We start from the raw sequence: 19726 nt of genomic DNA, 5'->3' as shown, positions 1-19726 counted from the left end.
AGAGCGCTTTGCACCGCAGTATTGGTAACTGCATATGTAGTCGCTAGCTGCACTCAATCCCGAGGGCCGTTGTACGCAGGCTCACGTCGGGGCCTTGAGCTCGATCCACACCGGCGCATGATCGCTGGCGTGCGCTTCGTTGCGCACCCAGGCATCGACCCCGGCGTTTTTCAGCTGCGTGGCCAGGGCCGGGTTGAGCAGCAGGTGATCGATACGCAGGCCGGCGTTTTTCTGCCAGTGCTGGCGAAAGTAGTCCCAGAAGGTGTAGACCCGCTCATCCGGGTACAGGTGGCGGATGGCATCGGTCCAGCCCTGGGCCAACAGGCGCTGGTAGCAGTCGCGGCTCTCGGGCTGGAGCAAGGCGTCCTTGAGCCAGGAGCGGGTGTTGTAGATGTCGAAATCGGTGGGCACGACATTGAAGTCGCCGGCCAGCAACACCGGGTGATCGTTGCCGACCAGGGTCTTGGCATGGTCGATCAGCCGCTCGAACCAGGCCAGCTTGTAGGCGAACTTCGGCCCCGGTTGCGGGTTGCCGTTGGGCAGGTACAGGCAGGCGATATGAATGCCCTGTACGGCGGCCTCCAGGTAGCGGCTCTGGCTGTCGTCCTCAAGGCCCGGCAGGCCGCGGCGGATCTCCAGCGGCTGGGCCTCGCGGGCAAGAATCGCCACGCCATTCCACGAGGCCTGGCCGTGGTGCAGCGAGCCATAGCCAAGGGCCTCGAAATCGGCGGCCGGAAACGCAGCATCGGCGGCCTTGAGTTCCTGCAGGCAGACCACATCGGGCTGTTCGCGCTGCAGCCAGTCGAGCAGGTTGGGCAACCGCGCGCGAATGCCGTTGATGTTGAAGGTGGCGATCTTCAAGGGGCTCCTCCTCTGGCTTGCCAGCGATGGGCTGCAGCGCAGCCTTCAAAGCCTCAGACCGCCACCATCAGCGTTTGATCAACGAGATTTTCGTCCCTTCGCTACGCACCCCGGCCTGCAAGCCCCAGGAGCCGGTGACCGAGTTGTACACCTCAGCCTAAGCGCAATGGACCAAGCGCTCTGTTCGCTAGCGTACAGACCCGCCACCGCCACCGCGGCACACTGCAGCTGTCAGCCTCAGCCCATACAAGGACATCATGGACAAGCCCTGGCCCCGTGCCCTGATGCTGCTCAAGCGCCTTTCATGGCGATCCGCACCGCGTACTTTCGGCTACGAGGCGCTGTTGCGCGCGGAGCTGCTGAGCGCCGAACAAATGGCCAGCCATGGCACCCTGCTCGCCCGCCAGCACCGGCTGGACCCGACGCCCCGTGCCGATGGCCTTTTAGCCCGCCTGGCCGACAATGAACGGGTCCTGGCCAGCAGTTGCGCACGCTTCATCGACGCCCAGCCCAGCAGCCGGCGAGTGACCCCCGCCGCCGAATGGCTACTGGACAACTACTACCTGGTCGAAGCCCATATCCGCCTGGCCAAGACCCACTTGCCCAAAGGCTACAGCCGCCAGTTGCCGCGCCTGGGCAACGGCCCGTCGACCGGCTTGCCGAGGGTCTACGACATCGCCCTGGAAACCATCAGCCACGGCGATGGCCGGGTCGATGACGAAAGCCTGGGGCGTTTCGTCGAGGCCTACCAGAGCGTCACCGCGCTGACCCTGGGCGAGCTGTGGGCGATTCCGATCATGCTGCGCCTGGCGCTGATCGAGAACCTGCGGCGCATCGCTGCGCGGGTCATGGCCAGCTGGGCCGACCGCAACCTGGCCAATGACTGGGCCGACCGCCTGAGCGAAACCGCCGAGCGCGACGTCAAGAGCGTGGTGCTGGTGGTCGCTGACATGGCCCGCTCCGAACCGCCGATGACCGCCGCCTTCGTTGCTGAACTCACCCGCCGGCTGCAGGGCCAGAGCGCAACCCTGATCCAGCCGTTGACCTGGATCGAGCAACTGCTGGCCGAATCCGGCCTGACCATCGAGCGCCTGGTGCACCTGGATGCCCAACAGCAGGCCGCCGACCAGGTGTCGATCAGCAATAGCATCGCCAGCCTGCGGCTGCTCTCGACCAGCGACTGGCGGGCCTTCGTCGAGCGCCTGAGCCAGGTCGAACGGCAGTTGCACAACGACCCGGCAGGCACCTACGCGCACATGGACTTCGCCAGCCGCGATCACTACCGCCACGTCATCGAGCGCCTGGCGCGGCATTGCCGGCACAGCGAGGAACAGGTCGCGCAACAGGCCATCGCGCTCGCCCAGCAGCGCGGCCAACCGCCGCCGGCAGCGGACGTCGCCGGGCATGTCGGCTTCTACCTGATCGGCCCGGGCCTTGAGCAACTGGAGCAGCACCTGAATGCCCGCGTGCCGCTGGCCCAGCGCTGGCAACGGCTGTTGCACCACGCGCCGCTGGCATTTTTTTTAACCCCGGTAGCGCTGCTGTCGCTGGGCTTTGCCTGGCCCTTTCTGCTCGACGGCCATCGGGCCGGTTGGCGCGGTTGGGGCCTGGCACTGCTGGCCGTGGCGCTGCTGCTGATGACCAGCCGCCTGGCCATCGGCCTGATCAACTGGCTGGTGACTCTCACTGTTGCGCCGTGCCAGCTGCCGCGCCTGGACTACCGCGAAGGCCTGCCGGCCGAGGCCCGCACCCTGGTGGTGGTGCCGACGCTGATGGCCAGCAGTGCCGATGTCGAGGAACTGGTCGAAGGGCTTGAGGTGCGTTTTCTCGCCAACCGCGACGAGCAGCTGTACTTCGCCCTGCTCACAGACTTCATGGATAGCCCGGTCGAGGTGCAGGAGCAGGACGCCGGCCTGCTGACCGAGGCCAGCGAGCACATTGGCGCTTTGAACCGCAAGTACCCGGCGTTGCATGGCGAGCGGTTTTTGCTGTTGCACCGGCCGCGGCGCTGGAACCCCGCCGAACGCGCCTGGATGGGTTACGAGCGCAAGCGCGGCAAGCTGGCCGAGCTCAATGCGCTGCTGCGCGGGCACGGCGTTGAGCGCTTTGCGCTGATCGTCGGCGATATCGCGGCGTTGCCAGGAGTGCGCTATGTCATCACCCTGGACACCGACACTCAGTTGCCCCGCGATGCTGCCCGCCAGTTCATCGGCGCCATGCAGCACCCGCTCAATCAGCCGCACTTCGACGTCCAGGGGCGGATCCATCGCGGCTACGCCATATTGCAACCGCGGGTCGGCATCAGCCTGCCCAGCGCCGCCCGTTCGCGCTATGCGCGGCTGTTCGGCAGCGATGCCGGGGTCGACCCGTACACCCGCGCGGTGTCCGACGTGTATCAGGACCTGTTCCTGCACGGCTCGTTCATCGGCAAAGGCATTTACGCGGTCGATGCCTTCGAACAGGCACTGGACGGCCGCTTTGCCGAGAACCGCATCCTCAGCCATGACCTGATCGAAGGCTGTTACGCCCATTCCGGGCTACTCAGCGACGTGCAACTGTTCGAGGAATACCCGGCCCGCTACAGCGCCGACGTCAAGCGCCGGCACCGCTGGATTCGCGGCGACTGGCAACTGCTGCCGTGGCTGCTGCCCTGGGCGCCGTGCTGTAGCGGCTTGCAAAGCAACCACCTCAGCGCCCTGGCGCGCTGGAAGCTGTTCGACAACCTGCGCCGCAGCCTGGAGCCGGCGGCGTTCCTCGGTGTGCTGCTGTGCGCCTGGTTGATTGCCCCGCAACCGGGGCTGTGGACCCTGGCCGTGGTCGCCCTGCTGCTGACTCAGCCGCTGCTGGACAGCTTGCTCGCGCTGCTGGGCAAAACCACCGACGTGCCGCTGGCCGAGCACCTGCTGGCGGTGCTGCACGGCGCCGCCCAGCACGGCATACGCGCCACTTTCAACCTGGCCTGGTTGCCGTTCGAGGCCCATTACAGCCTGGATGCGATTGCCCGCACGCTGTGGCGCATGCTGGTGAGCAAACGGCGCTTGTTGCAATGGAGCCCGTCGCGGGAGGTCGAGCGCACCAGCGTCAACAGCCTGGCGGGGCTGTATCGCACCCTGTGGGTCGCGCCGGCACTGGCCCTGGCGCTGATCGCCGTGCTGGCGCCAACGCCGGGCCTGCTCGCCCTCGCCGCACCGTTTTTGCTGCTGTGGCTGGCTGGCCCGGCCCTGGCCTGGTGGGTCAGCCGCGCCGACAGCGGCGCCAGCCAGGCCATCTCGCCCCAAGGCGTGCAGTTTCTGCACTTGCTGGCCCGGCGCAACTGGGCTTTTTTCAACCAGTACGTCAATGCCGAAGATCGCTGGCTGCCACCGGACAACATCCAGCAAGCGCCTTACGCCAACGTCGCCCACCGCACCTCGCCGACCAACATGGGCATGGCCCTGCTTGCGCACCTGGCCGCCCATGACTTCGGCTACCTGGGCAGCGCGCGCCTGCTGCAGCGCCTGGCAGCGATGCTACAGAGCATGCACAGCCTGGAGCGTCACCAGCAGCACTTCTACAACTGGTACGACACCCGCAGCGGCGTGGCGCTGCACCCCCTGTATGTATCGACGGTGGACAGCGGCAACCTCGCCGGCCTGCTGCTGACCTTACGCCCCGGCTTGCTGGCCCTGGGCGATGCGCCGCTGCTCGATGGGCGCCTGCGCCAGGGGCTGCTGGACAGCCTCGATGTGCTGCTGCAAGCCTACAAGGCGGCGGGCATTGCCGATGAGCAATGGCAGGTGCTGCGCGCCGAGCTCGAGATCAACCACGCACCGCAGCAACTGCCGGCGCTGCTGCAACAGTTGCTCGACTGCCCGCTGTCGCCAGCCGAGCCCAGCGGCGATTGCGCCTTCTGGCGCGCTGCGCTGCAGGAGCACTGCCAGGACCTGCTCGATGAATTGCGCGCCTTCGAGCTGCCTGCTGGCGACGACCCGGCAGCGCAGCTACCGCTAAGCTGGCGGCAACTGGCGCAGCTCGACGCCCAGCGCTGGCCGCCAGCCGAACGCGCGCGGGTTAATGCCGTGCGCAACCTCGCTCGCGAGCGTATCGCCAGCGCGGCGCACCTGGCCGAACAGGCTGGCGCCCTGGCCAACATGGATTTCCGTTTTCTCTACGATCTGCAGCGCGACCTTTTCGTGATCGGCTACAACGTCGACGAACAACGCCTGGACAGCGCCTTCTACGACCTGCTGGCCTCGGAAATGCGCCTGACCAACTTCGTCGTCATTGCCCAGGGCCAGGTGCCTCAGGACAGCTGGTTCGCCCTTGGCCGCCTGCTCACCAGCAATGCCGGTGAGCCGGTATTGTTGTCGTGGTCGGGGTCGATGTTCGAGTACCTGATGCCGATGCTGGTGATGCCCTCCTACCCGGGCACGCTGCTGGAGCAGTCCTGCCGCGCGGCGGTCAACCGGCAGATCGCCTACGGCAACCAGCTGGGCATCCCCTGGGGGGTGTCGGAGTCGGCCTACAACAGCCTCGATACCCACTTCAACTACCAGTACCGGGCCTTCGGCGTGCCCGGCCTGGGTCTGAAGCGCGGCTTGGGCGAAGACCGGGTGGTGGCGCCCTATGCCAGTGCCCTGGCGCTGCTGGTGGCGCCCGCGGCGGCCTGCGCCAACCTCCAGCGCCTGGCCGCACAGGGGGTTGCCGGGCGCTTCGGGCTTTATGAGGCGGTGGACTACAGCGAAGCACGGCTGCCGCCCGGGCAGGAGGCGGTGGTGATCAAGTCGTTCATGGCCCACCACCAGGGCATGAGCCTGCTTGCCCTGACCTCATTGCTGCTCGATCGCCCGATGCAGCGGCGTTTCGAGTCCGACCCGCAGTTCCAGGCCAGCGCTCTGCTGCTGCAGGAGCGCGTGCCGAAGACCGCCGCCGCCTACCTGCACGCCGCCCAGGCCCCGGTCAGCGAAGACGCCAGCGCAGGCGAGCAACAGTTGCGGGTGTTCACCGAGCCCAACCGGCGCTGCCCGGCCGTGCAACTGCTGTCCAACGGCCGTTACCACGTGATGGTCAACAACGCTGGCGCCGGTTACAGCCGTTGCAACGACCTGGCCGTGACCCGCTGGCACGAGGATATCGCCAGCGATACTCTCGGCATCTTCTGCTACCTGCGCGATGTTGCCAGCGGTGCGTTCTGGTCCACGGCGCACCAGCCAACCCTGTACCGGCCACAAAGCCAGGAGGCGATCTTCAGTGACGCGCGGGCCGAATTTCGCCTGCGCGAACGCGACATCGATTGCCACACTGAAATCGTCGTCTCCCCCGAGGACGACGTCGAACTGCGCCGCCTGCACCTGACCAACCATGGCCGCCAGCGCCGCCAACTTGAACTGACCAGCTACGCCGAGGTGGTGCTGGCCCCGGCGATCAGCGATGCCCTGCACCCGGCGTTCAGCAAGCTGTTCGTGCAAACCGAGCTGCTGCGCCCGCTGCAGGCCATTGTCTGTAGCCGCCGGCCGCGTTCGCAGCAAGAGCCGGTGCCGTGGCTGTGCCACCTGCTGGCCGCCCATGGCGTGGATATCGAAGCCATCTCATATGAAACCGACCGCGCCCGCTTCATCGGCCGTGGCCGTACCCTCAAGGCCCCGGCGGCGTTGATGCCTGAGGTTGAGCAGTTGTCCGACAGCGCCGGGGCGGTGCTCGATCCGATCGTCGCCATTCGCTGCCGGATCAGCCTCGAGCCCGGGCAGAGCGCGACCATCGACCTGGTCACCGGTATTGCCCCGAGCCGCGAGAACTGCCTGCAGCAGATCCACAAATACCGCGACCGCCACCTGGCAGACCGGGTCTTTGACCTGGCCTGGACCCACAGCCAGGTGCTGCTGCGCCAGCTCAATGCGTCCCTGGCCGATGCGCGGCTGTTCGAGCAGATGGCCGCCTCGGTGATCTATGCCAACCCGTCGCTACGCAGTGAAAGCGCAGTGCTGGCGAGCAACCGGCGCAACCAGTCCGGGCTCTGGGGCCAGGCGATTTCCGGCGACCTGCCGATCGTGCTGGTGCAGATCAGCGACCCGGCCAACATCGAACTGGTGCGCCAGATGGTCCAGGCCCATGCCTACTGGCGGCAGAAAGGCCTGAGCCTGGACCTGGTGATCTGGAACGAAGACCAGGCCGGCTACCGCCAGCAGCTGCAGGAGCTGATCATGGGCCTGGTGACTTCGGGCAGCGAAGCGGCGCTGCTCGACCGGCCCGGCGGGATCTTCGTACGTCCGGCCCAGCAGTTGTCCAGCGAAGACCGCACGCTGATGCTCAGCGTCGCCCGCCTGGTGCTCAGCGACAGCCGTGGCAGCCTCGCCGAACAGGTGCATCAGCGGCGCAGCGAACACGCCTTGGCGCGCTTCGAAGCCAACCCCGGCAGCCCGGCGCAGGCGCCGGTACGGCCGGGGCCTAGCGTGCAGCCAGGGCTGCTGATGGAAAACCCCTACGGCGGTTTCAGCGCCGATGGCAGCGAGTACATCATCAATCACCGCCCCGGCCAGCCGACGCCGGCGCCCTGGGTCAACGTGCTGGCCAACCCGCAGTTCGGCTCGGTGATCAGCGAAAGCGGCGGCGCCTACACCTTTGGCGACAATGCCCATGAGTTTCGCCTGACGCCCTGGCACAACGACCCGGTCAGCGACCCCAGCGGCGAGGCCCTGTACCTACGCGACGAAGACAGCGGCCGCTACTGGTCGCCAACCCCGCAGCCGTGCCCTGGCCAGGGCAGCTACCGCACCCGCCACGGCTTTGGCTACAGCGTCTTCGAGCATGACGAGGACGGCCTGCACAGCGAGCTGTGGGTGTTCGTCGCCCTCGATGCGCCGGTGAAGTTCTCGCGCCTGAAGCTGCGCAACACCTCGGGCCGGCCGCGCCGGTTGTCGGTAACCAGCTATGTGGAATGGGTGCTGGGCGACCTGCGCAGCAAGACGGCCATGCACGTGGTCAGTGAGGCCGACCCGTTCAGTGGCGCGCTGTTTGCGCGCAATGCCTACTCCATCGAGTTTTCCGCGCGGGTGGCGTTCCTCGACAGCGACCTGCCCTACCGCAGCCTCAGTTGCGACCGCCTGGAGTTCATTGGCCGCAACGGCAATCTCGGCGCGCCGGCAGCCATGGGCCGGGCGCGGCTCTCCGGGCGCAGCGGCGGTGGCCTGGACCCTTGCGCAGCGTTGCAGGTGGCCCTGGAGCTGGCCGACGGTGAAAGCCAGGAGGTGGTGTTCCGCCTGGGCGCCGAGCACGACGCCACGGCCGCCACCCGCCGGGTCCAGCAGTACCGCGGGCTGCGCGCGGCGGCGGTCGAACTGGAACGGGTGCGCGCGCACTGGCGCGAGGTACTCGGCGCCATCCGTATCGAAACCCCGGAGCCGGCCCTGAATGTGCTGGTCAATGGCTGGTTGCTGTACCAGGTGATCGCCTGCCGCTTCTGGGCGCGCAGTGGTTTTTACCAGTCCGGTGGCGCCTTTGGTTTCCGCGACCAGTTGCAGGACAGCATGGCGATGATCCACGCCGACCCGGCCGCGGCGCGCCAGCACCTGCTGCTGTGTGCCAGCCATCAATACCGCGAAGGCGACGTCCAGCACTGGTGGCACCCGCCGTTGCAGCGCGGCGTGCGCACCCGCTGCTCCGACGACATGCTCTGGCTGCCTCTGGCCACCAGCCGCTATGTGCAGGTGACCGGCGACCTCGGCGTGCTCGATGAACAGGTCGGCTATATCGAAGGCCGCGCGCTGAACCCTGGCGAGGAGTCCTACTACGACCTGCCGAACCGTTCGGCACTCACCGAGAACCTCTACCAGCATTGCCAGCGGGCGCTGCAACACGGCCTGCAGTGCGGCGTGCATGGCCTGCCGCTGATGGGCAGCGGCGACTGGAACGACGGCATGAACCGCGTCGGCGAACAGGGCCTGGGCGAAAGCGTGTGGCTGGGCTTTTTCGGCGTCGAGGTGCTGCAGCAGTTCGCCCGCACCGCCCAGCGCCAGGGTGACGGCCCGTTCGCCGAGGACTGCAACAGGCGCGCCGCCACCCTGCGTGGCAACCTCGAAGCCCATGGCTGGGACGGCGGTTGGTACCGCCGCGCCTATTTCGATGACGGCCAGGTGCTGGGGTCGGCGAGCAATGAAGAATGCCGTATCGACTCCATCGCCCAGAGCTGGGCAGTGCTCTCGGGCGCCGCCGCCCCTGAACGGGGCCGCCTGGCCATGGAGGCGCTGGACCGTTACCTGGTGCGCCGCGACATCGGTATCGTCAAGCTGCTTGATCCACCCTTTGACCAGGGCAGCCTGGACCCTGGCTACATCAAGGGTTACGTGCCCGGCGTGCGTGAGAACGGCGGCCAGTACAGCCATGCCGCCGTCTGGGCGAGCATGGCCTTTGCCCGCCTGGGCGACGGCGCCAGGGCCTGGGAACTGCTGCGCCTGATCAACCCGTTGCGCCAGGGCAGCGCCGAGCGTATCGACACCTACAAGGTCGAGCCGTACGTGATGGCCGCCGATGTCTATGGCGCGCCGCCCCATGCCGGGCGCGGCGGCTGGAGCTGGTACACCGGCGCCGCCGGCTGGATGTACCGGCTGATCGTCGAGTCACTGCTGGGCTTGCAGCGCAGCGGCGAAACCTTGAGCCTGCAACCGCTGCTGCCGGCCGAATGGCCGGGCTACGTGCTGCACTATCGCTATGGCGCCAGCCGCTACCGCATCGAGGTGCACCATGCGGGCGCGGGCGCGTTGAGCCTGAGCCTGGATGGCCAGCCCCTGGCCGACGGCGTGGTCAGGCTCGTGGATGACGGTCAAACCCACCAGATCAGCGCGCATTGCCTGCCGGCCACTGCCAGCCTCCCCTAGCCCGCGTGGATAGGAGTACCCTGAGGCCAGACAGCTCTCGTCTGCCATCGGTGGCTCCGTATGCCCGCATCACCCAAGCCACAGGTCAGGCCACAGGACAATCACCTGCTGGCGGCCCTGCCGACAACCGCGCTGGAGCGCCTGCTGCCACACCTGGAACTGGTCGCCCTGCCGCTGGGCAAGGTGCTTTATGAGTCTGGCGATGCCTTGCGCCACGTGTACTTCCCGACCAATGCCATCGTCTCGCTGCTGTATGTCATGGAAAACGGCGCCTCGGCGGAGATCTCCGTGGTCGGTAACGAAGGCCTGATCGGCGTTGCCGTATTCATGGGCGGCGAAAGCACCCCGAGCCGCGCCATCGTGCAGAGCGCCGGCCACGCCTACCGCCTGCCCGGCCAGCGCCTGAAAGACGAATTCAACCGCCACGGCGAGCTGCTGGTGCTGATGCTGCGCTACACCCAGGCGCTGATCACGCAGATGGCGCAGACCGCGGTGTGCAATCGTCATCACTCGATTGACCAGCAACTGTGCCGCTGGCTGCTGTTGTCGCTGGATCGGCTCAAAGGCAACCAGCTGACCATGACCCAGGAGCTGATCGCCAACATGCTCGGGGTACGCCGCGAAGGCGTCACCGATGCCGCCGGCAAGCTGCAGCGCCTGGGCGTGATCGAGTACAGCCGCGGGCATATCAAGGTCCTTGATCGGGCGCGCCTGGAGCAGTTGAGCTGCGAGTGCTATGCGGTGGTCAGAAAGGAAACCGAGCGCCTGCTGCCGTATCTACCGACCCGGCCGCAGGCGTGAATCAGGCATGGAGTACATTTGTACTCCACTAGTGGAACGGGAAGATGTAGTTCATCCACGCCGCCATGCGCAGGAGGATCTTGCGCATGGTGGCGATGTGCGGAAAGTGCTTGCTGTACAGCGCCGCCTGGCCATAGGCACCACCGGGCATCTGCGCGCTGTACTGGGCGTACGCCGGGTCGTCGATTTCAATGATGACCGGCACCCGCCCGGGTGGCGGTAAACCGGTGTAGCCGATCAGGGTGCCGGACGGCTGCACCTGGCCCTCGGCGATCACCGCGATGACGTTCTTGACCTTGCCATGAAAGACCTTGCCCGGAATGCCGTCGAAGGCCACTTCCGCCTCATCCCCAGGCACCAGGCGCAGCAGGCTGTTCTGGCGCATCCAGGCAGCAAAGTACTGGCCTTCCTGGGGAATGAACACCATCGATGGGCGCAGCGGCAAGGCGCTCGCGCGCATCCCGGTGCGCAGCGACACATGGGTGACATAACCCTTGCTCGGCGCCCGCACCACGGTGCTGTCGAGTTCGAACTGGGCGTTGTCCAGTTGCGCCTGCAGGTCATCGACCTGGGCGATGGCCGCTTCCTGCTCGCGGCGGGTACCGAAGTTGCGCTTGATCAGTTCGTTGATGCGGTACAGATCGCCCCGCGCCGCAACGATCTGCGCCTTGAGCGAGCGCACCCGGTACTCGAACGGCGCCGGATCGATACGAAACAGCACATCGCCCTTCTCCAGCGGCTGGTTGCCTTTGACCGGCACCTCGATCACCTGGCCGGTAACCGCCGGGATCACCGGCACCGAGACGAAGTAGGAACGCGCCACTTCCGAATACGGATGGTTGTAGTTCATGGTGAAGATCAGCGCGCCGATCATCACGATCCCCCCCAGCACCGCCGTGGGCACTGTCCACTTGTTCAGGGGGATGCGAAACAGCTTGAAGATCGCCACGCAAATGGCCGCGTAAGTGAGGATCAGCAGCAAGTCCATGCTCAGTGCCCTCCGTTGCCATCGTCGTGGCCGGGCGCAGGCTCGGCGGGCGCTACGCCTTCGAGGCGGGCGATGCGTTGCTGCAGCTCGGCGACCTGTTGTTCAAGGCGCACCACGTGGTTTTGCGGCGACTTGCCATCGCGAAAGCCCCAACCGCGATCTTCGCGGTAGAGCATTGCCCAGATCCACAGGAACGGCCACAGCGCGTGCAGGGTGAACAAGCTGACCCAGCCGGTGGCGTGGATCGCATCCTGGTGCGGGTGGTTGCGGTGTACGGCGATTTCATAGGGAATGTCGTGCAAGACGATGATCCCGTAGAACAGCACCAGGCCGACAAAAATCAAAATACCCAACGCGAAGTAATCAAGCATATTCGCTTTCCACCGCAGCCAGGGGGTCCGTGCCAGCAGTGTAGTTCACCTGTAGTGTTTTCAAGGCCGTGTTGACCGTTGGTCGCGCCAGCCGGCGTGGGCAGAGCACGCTGATCTAGGCTCAGTTCATGCTCGACAGGAGGCCGCTCCATGTCATTGGCTGAAGAACAGAAAATCGCCCGCAGAAGAGAAACGCTGCTGTTCCTGTTTCTGATCGTCTGCCTGTTCCCCTTGATGTCGGTCGCCATCGTTGGCGGCTACGGTTTTCTCGTCTGGTTTTTCCAGTTGCTGTATGGCCCTCCCGGCCCTCCCAACGGCTAGCCGAGACTGCCGGAGCCCGCCCATGGACGACGTTCTGCACATTGCCAGCCTGGTGGTACATGCCCGCCCCGAACTGTTCGAGGCGGTGAAGGCCAACCTGCTGCTGCTCGACAACCTCGAACTGCATCAGCACAGCCCCGCCGGCAAGCTGGTGGTGGTGCTCGAAGCCCACCATGAACAGCAGATCCTGCAGCGCATCGAGCAGATCAACAACCTGCCCGGGGTGCTCAATGCCGCGCTGATTTACCACGAACTCCTCGCCCCAGAAGGAGACTCACCATGAGCATGACCCGCCGTGAATTTGCCAAGGCCCAGGCCGCCGCCATTGCCGCCGCCGCGGCGGGCCTGCCGATCTTCACCAGCGCCAGCAACCTGGTGACCGAAGCCGACCTGGTGACCCTGAACTGGAACAAGGCGCCCTGCCGCTTTTGCGGCACCGGTTGCAGCGTCATGGTGGCGACGCGCGACAACCGCGTGGTGGCCACCCACGGCGACGTCAAGGCCGAGGTCAATCGCGGCCTGAACTGCGTCAAAGGCTATTTTCTGTCGAAAATCATGTACGGCAATGACCGCCTGACCCAACCGCTGCTGCGCATGCGCAACGGCCAGTACCACAAGCAGGGCGAATTCCAGCCGATCAGTTGGGAAAAAGCCTTCGACATCATGGCCGAAAAGTACAAGCAAGCGCTGCACGACAAAGGCCCGGAATCGATCGGCATGTTTGGCTCCGGGCAATGGACGGTGTGGGAAGGCTACGCCGCCAACAAACTGATGAAGGCCGGCTTTCGCAGCAACAACATCGACCCCAATGCCCGCCACTGCATGGCTTCGGCGGTGATGGGCTTCATGCGCACCTTCGGCATGGATGAACCCATGGGCTGCTACGACGACATCGAGGCCACCGATGCCTTTGTGCTGTGGGGCTCGAACATGGCCGAAATGCACCCGATCCTCTGGAGCCGGGTCACCGACCGGCGCCTGAGCCAGCCGCAGGTCAAGGTTGCGGTGCTGTCGACCTTCGAACACCGCAGCTTCGACCTGGCCGACATTCCCATGGTGTTCAAGCCGCAAACCGACCTGCTGATCCTCAACTACATCGCCAACCACATCATCGAAAGCGGCGCGGTGAACAAGGATTTCATCAGCAAGCACACACGCTTCGCCCTCGGCGCCGATGACATCGGCTACGGCCTGCGTGCCGACGATCCACGCGAAGCCAAGGCCAGGAACGCCGACAAGGCCAACACCTGGAGCGACATCGATTTCGAGCAGTTCGCCGCCTTTGTGCGGCCCTACACCCTTGAGCGCGCAGCCACCGAATCGGGCGTGCCGCAAGAGCGCCTCAAGGCGCTGGCCGAGCTGTATGCCGACCCCAAGCGCAAGGTGGTGTCGTTCTGGACCATGGGCTTCAACCAGCACACCCGCGGGGTGTGGGCCAACAACCTGATCTACAACATCCACCTGCTCACCGGCAAGATCAGCGAGCCGGGCAACAGCCCCTTCTCGCTCACCGGCCAGCCCTCGGCCTGTGGCACCGCCCGCGAAGTCGGGACCTTCTCGCACCGCTTGCCGGCCGACCTGGTGGTGACCAACCCCAAGCACCGCGCCAGCGCCGAAAAAATCTGGAAGCTGCCCGCCGGCACTATCCAGGAGAAAGTCGGCTTTCATGCCGTGCAACAGAGCCGCATGCTCAAGGACGGGGTGCTCAACGTCTACTGGACCCAGGCCAGCAATAACATGCACGCCGGGCCCAATATCATGCAGGAAGTGCTGCCGGGCTGGCGCAAGCCGGACAATTTCGTGATTGTCTCGGACGTTTACCCCACGGTGTCGGCCCAGGCTGCCGACCTGATCCTGCCCAGCGCCATGTGGGTAGAAAAGGAAGGCGCCTATGGCAATGCCGAGCGCCGCACCCAGTTCTGGCATCAGTTGGTGACCGCCCCGGGCGAAGCACGTTCAGACCTGTGGCAACTGATGGAGTTTTCCAAGCGCTTCACCACCGACGAGGTCTGGCCTGCCGAGTTGCTGGCCAAGGCCCCCGAGTACAAAGGCAAGACCCTGTTCGAAGTGCTGTACAAAAATGGTCAGGTCGACCAGTTCCCGGTCGAGCAGCTGCAAGCCGGTTACCACAACGATGAAGCCAAGGCCTTTGGCTTCTACCCGCAAAAGGGCTTGTTCGAAGAGTACGCACAGTTCGGACGGGGCCATGGTCACGACCTGGCAGCGTTTGATCGCTACCACAGCGAGCGCGGCCTGCGCTGGCCGGTGGTCGACGGCCAGGAAACCCGCTGGCGCTACCGCGAAGGCCTCGACCCGTACGTGGAGAAAGGCAGTGAAGTACAGTTTTACGGTTACCCGGACAAAAAGGCGATCATCTTCGCCTTGCCCTACGAGCCGCCGGCCGAAGCACCGGATGCCGACTACCCGTTCTGGCTGAGTACCGGCCGGGTGCTGGAGCATTGGCACACCGGGAGCATGACCCAGCGCGTTGAAGAGTTGTACAAAGCAGTGCCCGATGCCCTGGTGTACATGCACCCTGACGATGCCAAGGCCCTGAATGCACGGCGCGGCAGCGAAGTGAAACTGATCAGCCGGCGCGGCGAGATTCGCGCGCGCATCGAAACCCGCGGGCGCAACAAGCCACCGCGCGGCCTGGTGTTCGTGCCGTTTTTCGATGCCAACAAGCTGATCAACAAAGTCACCCTGGACGCCACCGACCCGATCTCCAAGCAAACCGATTACAAGAAATGCGCCATACGCATCGAGCTGATCAGCGCGGCCTGAGGAGAACCGTCATGCCCATTCGCAGCCTGCCTTTGCTGCTGTTCGCGGTCATCGGCCTGGTGGTCGCCGCCGAAGTCGATTACTCCCTCGATGCCCCCGGCCCCGATGGCCGGCGCCCGGGCGGCACCCTGACCCAGAGTTTGCCGGCGCCGCCGCTGGCCAACGACGAGAACAAGGACCTCAAGCGCGAACGCAATTACCCCGACCAGCCGCCGACCATCCCCCACACGATTCGCGGCTATCAGGTCGACCTCAACGGCAACAAGTGCCTGTCCTGCCACAGCCGCGCCAACAGTGCGCGCAGCCAGGCGACCATGATCAGCATCACCCACTACATGGACCGCGATGGCCAGGCGTTGGCGGCGGTATCGCCACGGCGCTACTTCTGCACCCAGTGTCATGTGCCGCAAAAAGAGGTGCAGCCACTGGTGGGCAACAGCTTCGAAACCATCGACAAGCTGCTGCAAGACGACGCCAACGCCGCGCAAAAACCCTGAGGAGGCGCCATGCGAGCACTGTTCGGGCTACTCAAGCAATACTGGGGCATTCTCTGGCGGCCCAGTGTCTACTACAGCCTGGGCTTTCTGACCCTCGGCGGGTTCGTCGCCGGGATCATCTTCTGGGGCGGCTTCAACACCGCCCTGGAGGTGACCAACACCGAGAAGTTCTGCACCTCCTGCCATGAGATGCGCGACAACGTCTTTGTCGAACTCAAGGAGACCATTCACTACAGCAACCGCTCCGGGGTACGCGCCAGTTGCCCGGATTGCCATGTACCGCATGAATGGACACACAAGATCGCGCGCAAGATGCAGGCGTCCAAGGAAGTCTGGGGCAAGATTTTCGGCACCATCGACACCCGCGACAAATTCCTCGCGCACCGCCGTGAACTGGCCGAGCACGAATGGGCGCGGCTCAAGGCCAACGACTCGCGCGAATGTCGCAACTGCCACAACTTCGAGTTCATGGATTTCACCCGCCAGAGCAAGCGTGCCGCAGCCATGCACTCGACCTCGCTGGCCAGCGGGCAGGCGACCTGTATCGATTGCCACAAGGGCATCGCCCACAAACTGCCGGACATGCGCGGGGTGCCGGGTTGGTAGCCGCTGCACCGGCCTCATCGCGGGTCAAGTCGAGTCGTCGCACCGCCGCTCCCACAGGTCCGGTGTGTAGGAGCGGGCTTGACCCGCGATGAGGCCGGTGCAGCCAACTCCCGCAGTGGGTAAAAAATCCGAAGCCCCGCGCCAGCGCCGACTATATTGAGCTAGTCCCCGCCCGCAGCCAGAGCGCGCGCCATGCTGGATACCCATCAGTTGATCATCTGCGAACATTGCGACTGCGTGTACCAGAAAGTCAGCCTCGGCAAACATCAGAAGGCCCTGTGTCAGTGCTGCGGCGCCGTGCTGCAACGCTATAACGGCCTGAGCGTGCAGCAACGCCTGGCCCTGAGCGTCACCGCGCTAATCCTCTGGGTGTTCGCCAATTTCTACCCGATCATGAGCATCAGCCTCAAAGGCCTGCACAACAGCGCCACCCTGTGGGACTCGGTGCGGGCCCTGGCCAATGGGCCGATCACCTTTATCGCCCTGGTGGCGGCGATTTCGATCATCATCGCCCCGGTGTTCCAGTTGCTGCTGTTGATCTGGGTGCTCGGCTTTGCCCTGGCCGGCGGCCGCGCCCCGGGCTTCAGCCTGTGCATGCGCTGGCTGGAAACCCTGCGCCCGTGGAGCATGCTCGAAGTCTGCCTGCTCGGCGCCATGGTCGCGGTGTTCAAGCTGGCCGGCATGCTCGATGTGCTGCCGGGCATCGGCCTGCTGGCACTGGCGGCCCTGAGCCTGTTGATTCTGCGCATCGCCGGGCGCGACATCCGCGAGCTCTGGGACCTGCTGCCATGAGCCGCCCACCGCGCGCCGCCGAGCTCAACCTGGTGCTCTGCCATGCCTGCGGCATGGCCTGCGACAACACTCATCAGCCGCACGAATGCGAACGCTGCGGCGCGCCGCTGCATGCGCACAAGCCCGATTCGCTGACCCGCACCTGGGCCTACCTGGTCGCCTCGCTGGTGCTCTATATCCCCGCCAACCTGCTGCCGGTGATGAACACCACGCTGTTCGGCAGCGGCGCCGACAGCACCATCATGAGCGGCGTCATGGAGTTCTGGGAGCATGGCGCCTGGGACATCGCCCTGATCATCTTCATCGCCAGCATCGCTGTGCCGGCGACCAAGTTCGTTGCCCTGGCCCTGCTGCTGATCACCGTGCAGCGGCGCAGCACCTGGGCGCAGACGCAACGGGCGCGCCTGTACCGCTTCGTCGAACTGATCGGCTACTGGTCGATGCTCGATGTGCTGGTGGTCGCCCTGGTGGCGGCGCTGGTCAAGTTCCAGGCCCTGGGCGACATCGAACCGCGCCCGGGCATTCTGTTCTTCGGCATGGTGGTGGTACTGACCATGCTTGCGGCAATGAGCTTCGACCCTAGACTGATCTGGCAGCACGACAAGGAGCAGGCCGATGACTGATACCCGCCAAGACAGCCCCCAACCCGGCCAGCCCGGGGTCAAGACCCGGCGCTTCAGCATCTCGCTGGTGTGGATCGTGCCGCTGGTGGCGGTGCTGGTGGGCTTGTCGCTGGTGGTCCATAACGTCATGCAGCAAGGCCCGACCATCGAGATCACTTTCAAGACCGGCCAGGGCCTGGAGGCCAACAAGACCGCGGTCAAGTACCGCAACGTGGTGATCGGCCAGGTCACCGCAGTGGAGTTGAGCAAGGACCAGAAGAGCGTCACCGCCACGGTCAAGCTGGTCAAGCAGGCCGACAATTTTACCCGCGAGGACTCCAAGTTCTGGGTAGTGCGCGCGCGCATCGGCGCCGGCGGCGTGTCGGGCATCGACACCCTGCTGTCCGGCGACTTCATCGGCGCCGATTCCGGCGAATCTCACACCCGCGCCAAAGCCTTCGTCGGCCTCGAATCGCCGCCGCCGATCACCTACGGCGAGCCCGGCAAGCGCTTTTTCCTGCACGCCAGCGACCTCGGCTCGCTGGGGGTCGGTTCGCCGGTCTACTACCGCAAGATCCCGGTCGGCCAGGTGGTCGCCTATAACCTCGACGAGAACGGCAAAGGGGTGAGTATCGAGGTGTTCATCAACTCGCCCAACGATGCCTTCGTCACCGACAACACGCGCTTCTGGAACGCCAGCGGCGTCGATGTCGAGGTCGGCGCCAACGGCTTTGCCTTTCGTACCGAATCGCTGTCGTCGGTGATTGTCGGCGGCATTGCCTTTCGCGCCCCCGACTACAGCCCCGATGACCAGGTGGCCGCCGAAGACCGCCAGTTCGAGCTGTTCGACGACCGCGCCCGGGCCCTGTCGCCGCCGCATGGCAAGGCGCAGTACCTGAGCCTGCGTTTCGACCAGGCGCTGCGCGGCCTCAAGGTCGGAGCGCCGGTGGAGTTCCTCGGCGTCGAGATCGGCTCGGTGGTGTCGGTCAACCTCGATTTCGACGTCGACAAGCGCACCTTTCCGGTCAATGTCGGCATCGTCATCTACCCGCAACGCCTGGGCCGCGCCCACACCAAGCTGCTCAAGGCGCTGAACCACGACCCCGACGACGAAAAAGCCGCCGCGCAGTTGCTCGGCACCTTCGTCGACAACGGCCTGCGTGCCCAGGCGCGCAGCGGCAACCTGCTCACCGGGCAGTTGTACATCGCCCTGGATTTCGACCCCAAGGCGCCGAAAGTGGTGTTCGACCCGAGCGCCCGACCGATTACCATCCCCACCGTACCGGGTAGCCTGGAGCAACTGCAGGAGCAGTTCCAGGCCATGGTCGAGAAGCTCAACCGCCTGCCGATCGAGCGCATCGCCAACAACCTCGACGCCAACCTGGTGGAACTGCGCAAGGGCCTGCAGCAGTTCAACAGCCGTACCTTGCCGGGCGTCCAGGGCACCTTGCAGGAGGTCAGCAAGACCCTGCAGTCGGCCAACTCGACCCTGGCCGAGGATTCGCCGCAACGCGAGCAACTGACCCAGACCCTCGACGAGCTGGGGCGCATGTCGCGCTCGCTGCGGGAGCTGGCCGACTACCTGGGGCGCAACCCCGAGTCGCTGTTGCGTGGCCGGCCCAAGGACGCACCCGCTGACGCTTTGAAACCTTCGTCGCGCAACTGACCGCAGGAGCACACCCATGGCGCATGCCTTCAAGATTGCCGTGTTGAGCCTGGCCTTGCTGCTGGCCGCTTGCCGCAGCGACCCGATCCACTACCACACGCTGATCCCGCAACAGCCGGCCGCGGCCAGCAGTGCCGATGTGCTACTGGAACAGGTCAGCGTGCCGCCACAGGTCGATCGCCCGCAGGTGGTGATTCGTCAGGGCAACAGCAGCCTGGCGATCCTTGAGACCGAATGGTGGGGCGCAAGCCTCGCCGACGAGCTGCGCAACGCCCTGGTCAACCAGTTCGCCAGCAGCAGCGCCCAGCCACGCCTGGGCCTGCGCGTGGAAGTCCAGCGCTTTGACTCGGTGCCTGGGCAATACGCCCTGTTCGATGCCCGCTGGCGTCTGCGGGCCGCCAACGGCGGCGCGGCGCTCAACTGTCGCAGCGTGATCCAGACGCAGGCAGGCGCCAGCATCGACGCGCTGGTGCTGGCCCACCAGCAGAACCTCAAGCGCTTCACCGAACTGGTCAGCCAGGCGGCCAGCGGCGGCGCCAATCGCTGCCCGGCACTGCGCTAAAGCGCCGATTGCCCGCCCAAGGAGAC

At 65.5% G+C, this 19726-nt stretch carries 14 protein-coding genes; 11 read left to right on the top strand and 3 right to left on the bottom strand.

Annotated elements, in window-relative coordinates; translation table 11 throughout:
- Positions 1–81: 81 nt before the first annotated feature.
- Positions 82–861 carry an exodeoxyribonuclease III gene (gene xth, locus LOY34_RS12530; RefSeq protein ID WP_195883961.1) on the bottom strand — a complete coding sequence of 260 codons (780 nt, stop codon included), beginning with the start codon at positions 859–861 and terminating at the stop codon, positions 82–84.
- Between the two features lie 257 nt (positions 862–1118).
- Here xth and LOY34_RS12525 point away from each other — a divergent pair, with 257 nt between their 5' ends.
- Together LOY34_RS12525 and LOY34_RS12520 are read left to right on the top strand one after the other, a co-directional pair.
- Positions 1119–9710 carry a glycoside hydrolase family 94 protein gene (locus LOY34_RS12525; RefSeq protein WP_195883960.1) on the top strand — a complete coding sequence of 2864 codons (8592 nt, stop codon included), beginning with the start codon at positions 1119–1121 and terminating at the stop codon, positions 9708–9710.
- 60 nt (positions 9711–9770) lie between these two features.
- On the top strand, positions 9771–10511 hold the full coding sequence (locus LOY34_RS12520) for a Crp/Fnr family transcriptional regulator (RefSeq protein WP_195883959.1): 741 nt from the start codon (positions 9771–9773) through the stop codon (positions 10509–10511).
- A 28-nt stretch (positions 10512–10539) separates the two neighbouring features.
- On the opposite strand, the gene LOY34_RS12515 is transcribed toward LOY34_RS12520, so the two are convergent.
- Complete coding sequence (locus LOY34_RS12515; protein ID WP_258664963.1) at positions 10540–11499, bottom strand: HlyD family secretion protein; 960 nt, start codon at positions 11497–11499, stop codon at positions 10540–10542.
- 2 nt (positions 11500–11501) lie between these two features.
- Positions 11502–11870, bottom strand: a complete 369-nt coding sequence (locus LOY34_RS12510) for a DUF3302 domain-containing protein (protein WP_045198848.1) — start codon at positions 11868–11870, stop codon at positions 11502–11504.
- A 150-nt stretch (positions 11871–12020) separates the two neighbouring features.
- Here LOY34_RS12510 and napE point away from each other — a divergent pair, with 150 nt between their 5' ends.
- The 9 genes from napE to LOY34_RS12465 all read left to right on the top strand — a co-directional run bounded on the left by napE (position 12021) and on the right by LOY34_RS12465 (position 19700).
- Positions 12021–12191 (top strand): periplasmic nitrate reductase, NapE protein, encoded by a 171-nt coding sequence (gene napE / locus LOY34_RS12505; protein WP_093383168.1) that lies wholly within the window; start codon positions 12021–12023, stop codon positions 12189–12191.
- A 22-nt stretch (positions 12192–12213) separates the two neighbouring features.
- On the top strand, positions 12214–12474 hold the full coding sequence (locus LOY34_RS12500; protein ID WP_045198844.1) for a chaperone NapD: 261 nt from the start codon (positions 12214–12216) through the stop codon (positions 12472–12474).
- Complete coding sequence (gene napA, locus LOY34_RS12495) at positions 12471–14975, top strand: nitrate reductase catalytic subunit NapA (protein WP_195883958.1); 2505 nt, start codon at positions 12471–12473, stop codon at positions 14973–14975. Before LOY34_RS12500 ends, napA begins: the two co-directional genes overlap by 4 nt.
- Before the next feature lie 11 nt (positions 14976–14986).
- The gene (locus LOY34_RS12490) at positions 14987–15472 is read left to right on the top strand and encodes a nitrate reductase cytochrome c-type subunit (protein ID WP_195883957.1); all 486 of its coding nucleotides are present in this window, start codon (positions 14987–14989) and stop codon (positions 15470–15472) included.
- Between the two features lie 9 nt (positions 15473–15481).
- Positions 15482–16078, top strand: a complete 597-nt coding sequence (locus LOY34_RS12485) for a cytochrome c3 family protein (protein WP_045198838.1) — start codon at positions 15482–15484, stop codon at positions 16076–16078.
- A gap of 192 nt (positions 16079–16270) precedes the next feature.
- The gene (locus LOY34_RS12480; RefSeq protein ID WP_045198836.1) at positions 16271–16870 is read left to right on the top strand and encodes a paraquat-inducible protein A; all 600 of its coding nucleotides are present in this window, start codon (positions 16271–16273) and stop codon (positions 16868–16870) included.
- Complete coding sequence (locus LOY34_RS12475) at positions 16867–17493, top strand: paraquat-inducible protein A (RefSeq protein WP_045198835.1); 627 nt, start codon at positions 16867–16869, stop codon at positions 17491–17493. The genes LOY34_RS12480 and LOY34_RS12475 overlap by 4 nt, the downstream gene beginning before the upstream one ends.
- On the top strand, positions 17486–19138 hold the full coding sequence (locus LOY34_RS12470; RefSeq protein ID WP_195883956.1) for an intermembrane transport protein PqiB: 1653 nt from the start codon (positions 17486–17488) through the stop codon (positions 19136–19138). The genes LOY34_RS12475 and LOY34_RS12470 overlap by 8 nt, the downstream gene beginning before the upstream one ends.
- A gap of 16 nt (positions 19139–19154) precedes the next feature.
- Complete coding sequence (locus LOY34_RS12465) at positions 19155–19700, top strand: PqiC family protein (RefSeq protein WP_195883955.1); 546 nt, start codon at positions 19155–19157, stop codon at positions 19698–19700.
- The last annotated feature ends 26 nt before the right edge of the window (positions 19701–19726 follow it).

Source organism: Pseudomonas sp. B21-009 (assembly GCF_024749345.1).
Taxonomy (GTDB): Bacteria; Pseudomonadota; Gammaproteobacteria; order Pseudomonadales; family Pseudomonadaceae; genus Aquipseudomonas.
Note: the sequence above shows the minus strand (reverse complement) of the source record. Positions and strands in the feature narration are given on the sequence as shown.

Bases quoted from the DNA above. Each gene is read 5' to 3' on its own strand.
- LOY34_RS12525 (WP_195883960.1), top strand. From the start codon at position 1,119: ATGGACAAGCCCTGGCCCCGTGCCCTGATGCTGCTCAAGCGCCTTTCA.
- LOY34_RS12520 (WP_195883959.1), top strand. From the start codon at position 9,771: ATGCCCGCATCACCCAAGCCACAGGTCAGGCCACAGGACAATCACCTG.
- LOY34_RS12515 (WP_258664963.1), bottom strand. From the start codon at position 11,499: ATGGACTTGCTGCTGATCCTCACTTACGCGGCCATTTGCGTGGCGATC.
- LOY34_RS12510 (WP_045198848.1), bottom strand. From the start codon at position 11,870: ATGCTTGATTACTTCGCGTTGGGTATTTTGATTTTTGTCGGCCTGGTG.
- napE (WP_093383168.1), top strand. From the start codon at position 12,021: ATGTCATTGGCTGAAGAACAGAAAATCGCCCGCAGAAGAGAAACGCTG.
- LOY34_RS12500 (WP_045198844.1), top strand. From the start codon at position 12,214: ATGGACGACGTTCTGCACATTGCCAGCCTGGTGGTACATGCCCGCCCC.
- napA (WP_195883958.1), top strand. From the start codon at position 12,471: ATGAGCATGACCCGCCGTGAATTTGCCAAGGCCCAGGCCGCCGCCATT.
- LOY34_RS12490 (WP_195883957.1), top strand. From the start codon at position 14,987: ATGCCCATTCGCAGCCTGCCTTTGCTGCTGTTCGCGGTCATCGGCCTG.
- LOY34_RS12485 (WP_045198838.1), top strand. From the start codon at position 15,482: ATGCGAGCACTGTTCGGGCTACTCAAGCAATACTGGGGCATTCTCTGG.
- LOY34_RS12480 (WP_045198836.1), top strand. From the start codon at position 16,271: ATGCTGGATACCCATCAGTTGATCATCTGCGAACATTGCGACTGCGTG.
- LOY34_RS12475 (WP_045198835.1), top strand. From the start codon at position 16,867: ATGAGCCGCCCACCGCGCGCCGCCGAGCTCAACCTGGTGCTCTGCCAT.
- LOY34_RS12470 (WP_195883956.1), top strand. From the start codon at position 17,486: ATGACTGATACCCGCCAAGACAGCCCCCAACCCGGCCAGCCCGGGGTC.
- LOY34_RS12465 (WP_195883955.1), top strand. From the start codon at position 19,155: ATGGCGCATGCCTTCAAGATTGCCGTGTTGAGCCTGGCCTTGCTGCTG.